Genomic DNA, 10519 nt, shown 5'->3' with positions numbered 1-10519 from the left:
CGGCTTGGCGCAGTAGCGGCTTCGTGTAACGATTATTTCTTGCTAATATAAGATTTTCAGCGGAAAATCGAACGTGATTTTTATTGAAAATTTAGCTATTGCGCCAAACCGCTGTTGTAGGCAGTTATTTTATCAACTGATACATTCGTTTCTGTAATTGAGCATGCTTGTCATCAAAAGGCCAGTGCATAGTTATGTTTAAAAATCCTAATTCTAAATAGTCAAAAATTAATTTGTTTTTATATTTTCCTTTTAGTTGATTTTCTACAATTTCCTGATTACAGATAAAAATATTACCCAAAATATCAGCAGGATATTCATTTGCTGAGCCAGAAGACTTCATAATCATTTCCAAAAATTTTTCAAGAAGTTCACTATCCTTTTTCTCACAAACTATATTTTGAATTTTAGTTAAAGTTGGGTTGAGTACTTTCTCAACATAATCATTTGAAAATTCAGGTTTAGTATAATTTAGACCATAATTTTCAGTTATCTCAATACATTCTTCTCTAGTTTGAGAAAATAATTGGAATGAAATAAAAAGTGATAAAATCCAGAATTTCATTTACACATAGTTTTTTATAATTGCCTACAACGTTCCGGCGCTTGGCGAGGTTGCGAAATACGGAACCGATTATTTTCTATCAAAGATAAAATTTCTTGCGAGAAATAAACGTGAATTTATTACAAAATTCGCAATCTTGCCAAACGCCTGTTGTATGCTGTTTTTATTTTTCAATTATATGTTTTTCAATTTTTTGCGCCAAATTTTCACATTCTTTATTCTTTTTGGTGTCACAATGACAAGGCACTAAAAAATAGTAATATCCATTTAGGTAAAATGAGTTAAAATTGAATTCTCCTCTTTCGAACAAACAAGATTGCATCATTAAATATTTTTCGGCTTCTTTGTTAAATTCCATGTCAATATCAGACTTTTTATATACGTAGTAATTTACTTCTCTGGAGTTTTCCTTTAGATTGTAAAATGAAACTTTGTATTCAATCACTTTGCCCAAAAAGGAAGTTTTGTTCGATTCAATTTTTACGTTCCAATTTTCACAGTAAAAATTTCCCCAATCATTTCCAATAGATTGTGATTGGGATAATTGAAAGAAAAAAAAGAATATTACGATTAAGTTTTTTATCATTTATTGGTTTTTGATTTTCTTTTTACGAGTTTCGTTCTCGTAAAATAGCATACAACATCCCCGCGCTACAAGCAGTTTGGGACTAAATTAAGCCCTATTTTCGGATTTGCCAAATCTTCCAAATACAAACCAATTTTTCCATTAAGCCAAATCCCCAAATTGCTTGTAGCGTGTGTTAGCGGTTGCCTTTTAGTATCCCTTTACCAGTAAACCAATCATAACCTTCAATTTTTTTGTATTCATTTGGCATATTCTTTAATCGTTTCAATATTTTAGAATTATCTTTATATGGTTTTCTATTCGAAACTATTAATTTTCCAGTCTTTTCTCCCTTTTTATTTTTTTCATAAGAGATATATTCTAAAGTGTCGACTGACTCTCCGTTCCATTTGTACTTATACATTTCTGTATCGCTTGGGTGCCCATAACATACGCCTCGAATTATTTTTTCTTTTGGAGAGAAAGTTGGATTTATAAATTCAAAATTATTAGAAAATGTCTTTTTGTCTGTTCGCAGTAAATAGACGTTACTAAAAGCTTTTAAGCAGCAGCCACTACTTCCATACCAGTTAACCACAAAATCTTTTAATCCGTCTCCGTTGATGTCACGAATAGTATCGTTTACATAGGTCATATCCCATTCTTCGTGAGAAACGACAATATGAAATTGATTGTCCGTTTTTGAATAAATATCAATGTAAATTGAATTCGGTGTATTTCGCCTAATTACTAAATGTGGAGTCTCTTGAGTAAAATAGAAATCACTACTAATATTAACTTCAACTTGGTATGAATTATCAGGCATTGTTTCTACATATTCTTTCTTAAATTTATTTAAGTCTTTAAACTGTTCCGCAATTTTTATTGCATTTTGTAGAAATTTGTCAAGATTTATACTGTCAATTTTGTTTACTTCCTCAATATTTTTTCTTTTTGCTAACCGCACTTTTTCTTTTTTGTCAAATTTGGTTGGCAAAGTATTAGTTGTATTAACTGCATTTTTTTTCCTTTCGTTTGGTTGTCCACACGAAAAAAACAGTGTAATTAGTCCTAATATTAATATGTTTAGTTTTGTTTTCATAGGTGGTAACCGCTAACGTTCCGGCACTTGGCGAGGTTGCGAACTTCGGAACTGATTATTTTCTGTTAAAGATAAAATTTCTTGCGAGAAATAAACGTGAATTTACTACAAAATTCGCAATCTTGCCAAACGCCTGTTAGCAACAGTTACTTTTTCTTAAATTTCTTTTCACGGATTAATTTTTTAAACTTTTCTGCTAAATCATATAATTTTTTCGGTCCTTTTCCTTCGTGAATTAAAATCGAATCTTTTTTTCTATTGAGATGTATTATATTAAACTTATATGTTTGTCCATCGTCCACTGAACTATTCCAATATTCTTTTGAATAATCAAATTCGGATTCTTTTAAACTTTCAAGCAAATCTTCTTTTTCACTTTCATTGATAACGCTAAATAAATTTTCTTTTTCTGGGAAAATTCGTTTCAAATAAATTGTATCTCCGCCATTATATTTTATAATGAAGTTTTCAGCAAGATTCCAACATTCGAAGTCAAACTTTACGAAAGATTTTTTAATTCGTTCTTTGTGTTGGCAGGAAACCAGAATATAAGTTATTAGAATAAATATAATTTGTCTCATGACGAGTTTGGTAATTGTTGCTAACGTTCCGCCGCTTCTCGTCAGTTGCGAACTTCGGAACGAATTATTTTCTGTTAAAGATAAAAATTATTGCGAAACGTAAACGTGAACTTACCACAAAATTCGCAATTGCGAGAAACGGCTGTTAGCGGTAGTTCTTACTGTTTTTGAAACCTTTGAATTTTTCATTTTTTGTTTCCCCTTTTCCATTACCATAAATTACCCACGGATATTTTAAGGTATCTAAAGATGAATATTCTATATTCTCTGTTTTAAAATAAGAAGTCCTTGCTTTTATTGTTAGTATGGAACTAGTTTCTAATACTTTAAATTCAGCAATATTTTTGACTTTCATAGGAAGGGTTCCACAAAATATACTATGATTGTCTTTTGAATAAGGAAATTTTAAAATATTAAATGTAGTTGGGTCTGCAGATATTATTTTACATTCTTCAATATATACATTGTTTTTATCCTTAGAATAATAATTTAAATCACTTATTACTTGAAAGGTTTGTCCATTAGAATCTGGGATTAACTCTCCCTTAAAATATGCAGAGTTTTTATCTATTGCATAATCTTTAGCTTTCAGAGTTTTAAAAGTTTTAGCGTCTGCACCACTAATTTGAAATCTTTCACTTCCAAAGCCCATTCCTTCATTCCAATGCCTGTAATACACAATGTTATTTTCAATTTCATAACCTAAATCGTTACAACTTGTAAGAATAAGAAAAATTAGAGATAAAACTTTGATTCTAATTGATTGTAATCGTATTTGATTCATGTTTTTACAAGCGGTTGTTTTAGAATTACCGCTAACGTTCCGGCGCTTGGCGAGGTTGCGAACTTCGGAACTGATTATTTTCTATCAAAGATAAAATTTCTAGCGAGAAATAAACGTGAATTTACTACAAAATTCGCAATCTTGCCAAACGCCTGTTGGCGGTTCGGTTGTTATTAGTCGGATTTACAATTACAAAACTATATTCTTTTAAGTTCTCGTGAGTACGTTTGACTTCAATTGATGAAGACTTAAACTTTTTTCTTTCCCTGTTTATTTCATCAAATTTGTCAGATTTCATAATTATTGGACCAACTAAACTTAGTATTGCGATTAACAGACCGAAAAAAATATCAAGATATGTTGCTTTTTTATTAATTCTCGGGGCGAAACTATATCTATTAAAAGTTTCTATCAGTATATTTCTGTTATATTTTTTTTGGATGATAGTATTCGAAAATATGAGTAGAGTTATAAAAATTAATGGTGAGAAAAGGTAGGTTTCAAGAGTTAAACTATTGTATCTAAAGATTCCAACTGATGACAATAAGAAACTAAAAATTAGGTGTTTTCTTAAAAGAGTTTTATCATTCAGTACTTTTTGATATCTATAATTTAAAGGATTTTGATTTCGTCCAGAAAGCATATAAAAAAACACATATCCAAATCCTATGATTAAGGATATTATTGATAAATATAGATTAATGTCAAGATTCTTCATATTTTTTTCTGCGTAAGTTCGGCTTCAACTGACCGCCAACGTTTGCGGCTATGCGAAGTGCCTTCTTTTGACCGCTAGACTAATTCTAGCTAAAATAGCCAAATTTTTTAATTTGTACTATTTTATCCAAAAAAAGCGGAAGGCATTTTGCATAACCGTTGTTGGGCGTAGTTACTGTCTATTTACAATCCCTGTTTTGATCAGTAACGGAGTTGGATAGACTACTCCAATATTTTCTTTCACTACAATCAAATTTAATGAAACCAATTATTTATTGCGCTTAGCAAGCCTGCTAGGCGAAGTCAATAATAGGGGTTTTGGGGCGCTATTTTTTTGGTGATGTTTAAGTTAGCAAAAATAAATTCTTGACTTTGTCTTTTATTTTCGATAACTTAGCCAAGTCTTGTACGTTGTCAAACGTATTGAAAGTGAACTTTCTACGATTCCCAATCGAAAGACTTGAAGCCTAAATGCTTTATTCTTCCAAACATCCCAAAAATATATCCCGAAAATTCATTGTGAAAAAACGTCGTAGTCTAAGTGGTACGCTCCAATTACGTCCAACGTTCCGGCGCTTGGCGAGGTTGCGAACTTCGGAACCGATTATTTTCTATCAAAGATAAAATTTCTTGCGAGAAATAAACTTGAATTTACTACAAAATTCGCAATCTTGCCAAACGCCTGTTGTAAGCAGTTTTTTACTCAGCTTTCATAATAATCGGTTCAGATTCCGCTATTACACTCAAGCAATCATTTATTCCACTTATCAAATACTCATTGTGACTATCTCCATGATGTTGAGCTAAGAAACCAGCGCGTAATTTTTCCAATTCAAACCAGCCACCACTTTCAACTCTCCAAATCCAACCAGGAACTCTGACATCTTTATCCCAGAACTCCAAAAGATTTCCTTCGTCCAATACTCTAAATCCAACGACATTTTTAAAAATAACATATATTGGGCTTTTGATATCATCAAAACCTAAAGTGATTTTCAATGTCCACAAATCATAAGTTACATTATAAATTTCAGGATTAGCATCAGGTATTTCAGTCTGAAATTCTGTGACTATTGGCTTTAATAATTTCTGAATGTCTTTCATTTATGTATAAGTTCTGAAAATTGCTTACAACGTCCCGCCGCCTCATGCCGTTGCGAACTTCGGGACCGATCAGTTTCGGCTAAGATAAAAAAACTTGCGAAACGAAAGCGTCAATTTAGGAGAAAATTCGTAATGGCTTGAGACGGCTGTTATAGGGCGGTTGAATATTTTAAAGTTTCTGTTTTTCAGATTTTGCCTTACAAGTTTCGCTTTTCGGTTTCCACTTTCAAGTTGCGTTTTTCAGATTCTGCTTTTCAGATTCTGCTTTTCAGATTCTGCTTTTCAGATTTAGCCTTTCAAGTTTCGCTTTTCGGTTTCCACTTTCAAGTTTCTGCTTTTCAGATTCTGTTTTTCAAGTTTCGCTTTCAAGTTTCTACTTTCAAAAACTCTAGCGGAAGACTAATTTATTTCTAATTCTTAATGTCTGCGTAAATTCGCAACTGCCCTATAACGTTCCGGCGCTTGGCGAGGTTGCGAACTTCGGAACTGATTATTTTCTATCAAAGATAAAATTTCTTGCGAGAAATAAACGTGAATTTACTACAAAATTCGCAATCTTGCCAAACGCCTGTTGTAAGCAGTTTTTTACTCAGCTTTCATAATAATCGGTTCAGATTCCGCTATTACACTCAAGCAATCATTTATTCCACTTATCAAATACTCATTGTGACTATCTCCATGATGTTGAGCTAAGAAACCAGCGCGTAATTTTTCCAATTCAAACCAGCCACCACTTTCAACTCTCCAAATCCAACCAGGAACTCTGACATCTTTATCCCAGAACTCCAAAAGATTTCCTTCGTCCAATACTCTAAATCCAACGACATTTTTAAAAATAACATATATTGGGCTTTTGATATCATCAAAACCTAAAGTGATTTTCAATGTCCACAAATCATAAGTTACATTATAAATTTCAGGATTAGCATCAGGTATTTCAGTCTGAAATTCTATGACTATTGGCTTTAATAATTTCTGAATGTCTTTCATTTATGTATACGTTCTGAAAATTGCTTACAACGTCCCGCCGCCTCATGCCGTTGCGAACTTCGGACCCGATTAGTTTCGGCTAAGATAAATAAACTTGCGAAATCAAAACGTCAATTTAGGAGAAAATTCGCAATGGCTTGAGACGGCTGTTATATGCCGCTTAAATTTTTTTCTTAATCAATTTTCAGATTCCACTTTTTAGATTCCACTTTTCGGTTTTCACTTTTCAATTTCTGCTTTTCAGTTTCTGCTTATCAGATTCCACTTTTCGATTTTCACTTTTCAGTTTCTGCTTTTCAGTTTCTGCTTTTCAGTTTCTACTTTTCAGTTTCTACTTTTCAGTTTCTACTTTTCAGTTTCTACTTTTCAGTTTCTACTTTTCAGTTTCTACTTTTCAGTTTCTGCTTTTCAGTTTCTGCTTTTCAAAATTATTCCGTTACGTGTTAAAGTCGAAAAGTAGAGTAGAAGTGTTGTTCTTCGAATTTATGTTTTCTGCCGCAGATAATTGGCATATAACGTTTCGCAGCTTGCAGAAGTGGCGGATTAAGGAAGCCTAAACTTTCGGTTAAACACTGACTTTGCAAGTACAAAACCAACTTTAAATTATGCCCAAAACCCGCCATTTCTGCAAACTGCTGTTGGCAGATCGGTTTATTATTTATTTTTGTTTAGCTTTTCAACTCTTTTACCTAATATTTCTTTCATTTCAATTTCAGAATATTTAAAAACATCAATTTTTCCATTTCGATGTCTAATTTCCACGATTATTTTATCATAATTGAAAGGTTTATTAATTCTGATTAAAAAATTGTAATAATTGTCCACTATTTGTTCAGCATACATTTTAGTGTTTTTCAAATCAGAATCTAATAAATCACTATTTGTTATAGTATACTTATAATTATTTTTTCCCGTTTTATTTTCAATTTCATCTTGCTCCATTCTTTCAGGTTTGAATAAATCAGCAACTACTTGAATTTCTGGAATAACAGGTCCAATATGTGCGTTTTCTAAATCATTATTCTCAATCTTGTTAACTTCTTTTTTTTCCTTGCAAGAATACAAGTTCATCATAATTAGCGCAACTAAAATCTTATACATATTTTTTTACTTTTTTTGTGGTTTCTTATTAGGTTTTATGTGTCTAAAACTGTCTGCCAACGTTCTCGCGCTACAAGCAGTTTGGGACTAAATGAAGCCCATTCTTCGGTTTTGCCAAATCTTCCAAATACAAACCAATTTTTCCATTAAGCCAAATACCCAAATTGCTTGTAGCGTGTGTTGGCAGTAGTTTTTATTTTTCCTTTGTTAAGCGGTCAAGTTCTTTAAGTAAAGTTGGAATTCTATATTCTCCATCCATAGTTTCTATTTTCCGTACAGCATCTTCAAGCTCAATTCCGATAGCTGTAATAAATAATGGTTTTTTGCTTTCACCTCTAAATAAAGGCTTTTTATATTTTTCGATTGTCGCAAAATTAGTTTTTGCAACACCGATTATTGGAATTTCTTTATTTAGTTTTTCATACAAATAACCGCCTAATCCGAATTTCTTTTCATCATCTAAATAAACAAAACCATCAACAATAATTGCTTCAACCTTTTTAAGATCAATTTGATTCAATAAACTAATAATGCAAGGTAACTCTCTTTTATAAAACTCTCCCGGAATATATTCTTCGACATTATCTATTATTTCAGTATAAATTTTGAAGTTCTCACTTTCATTCCATTTAGCAAATTCAAGACAAACTGTTTTTGCTTTTTGTTCAAAATAATATGTATCAAAAGCTAAAATCATAAATTTAATATATGTTAATAGATGGTTCAATTTTTTCTTTAATCATAATTATATCATCAGAAATCATATCAAAAATAGTTTGACTTTTTTCGTGTAATAAATAGGTTGTATATGAATATATTTCGCCATTGTCAATGTACTCTTTTTCACCCCCGTGATTGTCAAAGCCAACTATATTTTCATCATCACCGTTTAAAATTAATAAATTTCGACCTCCACAACATTCAGCAAAAGAAATGCAATAAATTAATAAGTTATCTTTTTGAGGAATTTGATTATAGACTTCTTCAATTGCAATTTTATTAAATTTTTGAGTTTCGTGATCAAAATAGCCATCTTCTATATCTGATTTAGATATTCTAAAATTTATCAAAATTTTTACGAATTCTAATGAGAAGAAACATTCGATAGGATGATAAGAAATTCTATGATTAAAAAGTTCAGAATGAGAATAACCTTTAGTTCTAAAAATTCCAATTACACTTTTTAATTTTTCAGAAAGAATAACATTAAATTTTTTTTCAAACAATTTAGCTTCATCTGAAAAATTATAATAAAATTTAGTTGACTCAAATAGAATGTCTTGTAGATTTTTGTTTTTTGCAACTAAACTTTTTTTTGTGTCAAAATCAATTTTAGAGACAATAACTTTTAGCTCTGTAATTAGTTTGGATATTTTTTCTAATTCTTCCATTTACGATTCTGTTGTAAAATTACTGCCAACGTTCCGGCGCTTGGCGAGGTTGCGAACTTCGGAACCGATTATTTTCTGTTAAAGATTAAATTTCTTGCGAAAAATAAACATGTATTTACTACAAAATTCGCAATCTTGCCAAACGCCTGTTACCCGACGTTTTTTATCATTTTATTTATTCGACTTTCAGCTTCAGCTTTTGAAATTCCGTTGTAATAGTCTCTAACAAATTGGTGCTCATAATCTTCGTGTGGGAAAATTTCAGGTCTGTCATTTCCTCTTTTTGTTATCACATTACAAGGAATTTGAGAGGTATTTCCATATTCAGCGATATTACTACATAACCAGCCAAAATAACCAGTTTCGTGATTTGGATTATTGAAATTCTCTTTATAATCCAAATAGTTTTTTTCACTTAGCGAAACCCAAAGTCCATATTCTAAAGTTTCACAAGCTTCATTAACTTTTTGAGTGAGTGTTACCCTTACAAAACGGTCAATTTGGTCTTCATAATGTATTTCACAAAAGTCGGAGTCCAATTTTCCAATTTCAGACTTTTCCAAATCGGAAAGGAAATAGTAATTCGCTGGTGATTTAAATGTCAAAGCTGGCCATTCAGAATGGATTTGTCCACATTCAGAACATTTAAATTTGGTTGGGTTATTTTTCTTTCTTTTCCAGAACATTTTTGCGTTTCGATTAATTTTGGGTAACGTGTCGCGGCTTCAAGAAGTGGCGATGATCCAAGACCAAGCCTTCACAAATATAAACAAAACTTTTAATTAATAACCTTTCCGATTTCTGATAAATCCCGTGCCTCGCCATTTCTTGAAACCGCTGTTAGTGGCTGTTTTTATTTTTCTATTCCTAATTGTTTTCTAAAATCTAAATTCAAGTTATACTGCTCTTCAATTTCAATATCTTTTTTTGATGATTTCTCAATGTCTTTTCCTTCTTTAGTCCATAAATAAGGAACGAAATTAAAAACTTTATCGCAATTTAGTTTAGCAACATCTTCTTTCCAAGTTTTCCACCTGTAGCCTTTATAAAACTCTTCTAGATTATTATTAAAACAAAAATTTAAAAATTCTGTATATGTTATATTTAGTGGCTCAAATTCTAAACTGTCTGGCGCAAAATAATAAATTTTGCCTAAGTCTTTTCCAAGTGCTCCACCATTCAGCATAAAGAATCCACCAATTGCATCGTCTGCAACGAGTAGGAATGGAGCTGATTGACCAAACTCCTTAAAACCTTTTCCAAGATTCCATTCAGGTAAACTTCGGTTTAATTTGACATTTCCAGAGCCTAAAATTCTAATCCAACCATTGTCAATTAAAATTCCACCTGTTTCGTATATAATTGAACCCATTGGTGAACGTGTTGTAACTTGAGTTTTATATAAAGCATCCTTTGCTTTTTGTTTATCAACTGACAAGATTTCAACTTTATTTTTTGCTGATTTTATCCATTCTGTAACGAATGGCCAACCAGAATCTGTTTCATTTATTAGTTCTTCAATTGGTCGCATTTTTGTCTGAGAAAATATTGTTTGTGCACATATTACTAAAATTATAAATGTGATTTTCTTCATTTGCAGTTTCGTTTTAAAATAGCCA

General features: G+C 31.4%; 12 protein-coding genes. All 12 read right to left on the bottom strand.

Translation table 11 applies throughout. From position 1 onward, the window contains the following. Positions 1–124: 124 nt before the first annotated feature. On the bottom strand, positions 125–565 hold the full coding sequence (locus tag L1S34_RS14480) for a hypothetical protein (RefSeq protein WP_236364765.1): 441 nt from the start codon (positions 563–565) through the stop codon (positions 125–127). A gap of 163 nt (positions 566–728) precedes the next feature. Next, positions 729–1151: a hypothetical protein gene (locus L1S34_RS14475; RefSeq protein ID WP_236364764.1), complete on the bottom strand. Its 423-nt coding sequence runs from the start codon at positions 1149–1151 to the stop codon at positions 729–731. A 175-nt stretch (positions 1152–1326) separates the two neighbouring features. Next, positions 1327–2232 carry an XAC2610-related protein gene (locus tag L1S34_RS14470; RefSeq protein WP_236364762.1) on the bottom strand — a complete coding sequence of 302 codons (906 nt, stop codon included), beginning with the start codon at positions 2230–2232 and terminating at the stop codon, positions 1327–1329. A 146-nt stretch (positions 2233–2378) separates the two neighbouring features. Further along, entirely contained in the window at positions 2379–2813 is a 435-nt protein-coding gene (locus L1S34_RS14465) for a hypothetical protein (protein WP_236364760.1), read from the bottom strand. Between the two features lie 145 nt (positions 2814–2958). Beyond that, positions 2959–3597, bottom strand: a complete 639-nt coding sequence (locus L1S34_RS14460; protein ID WP_236364758.1) for a DKNYY domain-containing protein — start codon at positions 3595–3597, stop codon at positions 2959–2961. Between the two features lie 1416 nt (positions 3598–5013). Further along, positions 5014–5418: a hypothetical protein gene (locus L1S34_RS14455; protein ID WP_166125157.1), complete on the bottom strand. Its 405-nt coding sequence runs from the start codon at positions 5416–5418 to the stop codon at positions 5014–5016. Between the two features lie 585 nt (positions 5419–6003). Next, positions 6004–6408 (bottom strand): hypothetical protein, encoded by a 405-nt coding sequence (locus L1S34_RS14450; protein WP_236364756.1) that lies wholly within the window; start codon positions 6406–6408, stop codon positions 6004–6006. 654 nt (positions 6409–7062) lie between these two features. Then, positions 7063–7509, bottom strand: coding sequence for a hypothetical protein (locus tag L1S34_RS14445; protein WP_236364754.1), 447 nt, complete (start codon positions 7507–7509; stop codon positions 7063–7065). A gap of 193 nt (positions 7510–7702) precedes the next feature. Then, positions 7703–8206 (bottom strand): endonuclease V, encoded by a 504-nt coding sequence (locus L1S34_RS14440; protein WP_236364752.1) that lies wholly within the window; start codon positions 8204–8206, stop codon positions 7703–7705. Between the two features lie 4 nt (positions 8207–8210). Beyond that, on the bottom strand, positions 8211–8900 hold the full coding sequence (locus L1S34_RS14435; RefSeq protein ID WP_236364750.1) for a hypothetical protein: 690 nt from the start codon (positions 8898–8900) through the stop codon (positions 8211–8213). A gap of 149 nt (positions 8901–9049) precedes the next feature. Further along, on the bottom strand, positions 9050–9586 hold the full coding sequence (locus tag L1S34_RS14430; RefSeq protein ID WP_236364748.1) for a DUF2199 domain-containing protein: 537 nt from the start codon (positions 9584–9586) through the stop codon (positions 9050–9052). 167 nt (positions 9587–9753) lie between these two features. Then, positions 9754–10519: DUF2625 domain-containing protein (locus tag L1S34_RS14425; protein WP_370637659.1), on the bottom strand; the 766-nt coding region annotated here is incomplete at its 5' end.

Origin of the sequence: Flavobacterium sp. K77, assembly GCF_021608205.1 — a bacterium.
Lineage (GTDB): Bacteria > Bacteroidota > Bacteroidia > Flavobacteriales > Flavobacteriaceae > Flavobacterium > Flavobacterium turcicum.
The sequence above is the reverse complement of the archived record's forward strand: the minus strand, read 5'-3'. Positions and strand labels throughout refer to the sequence as shown.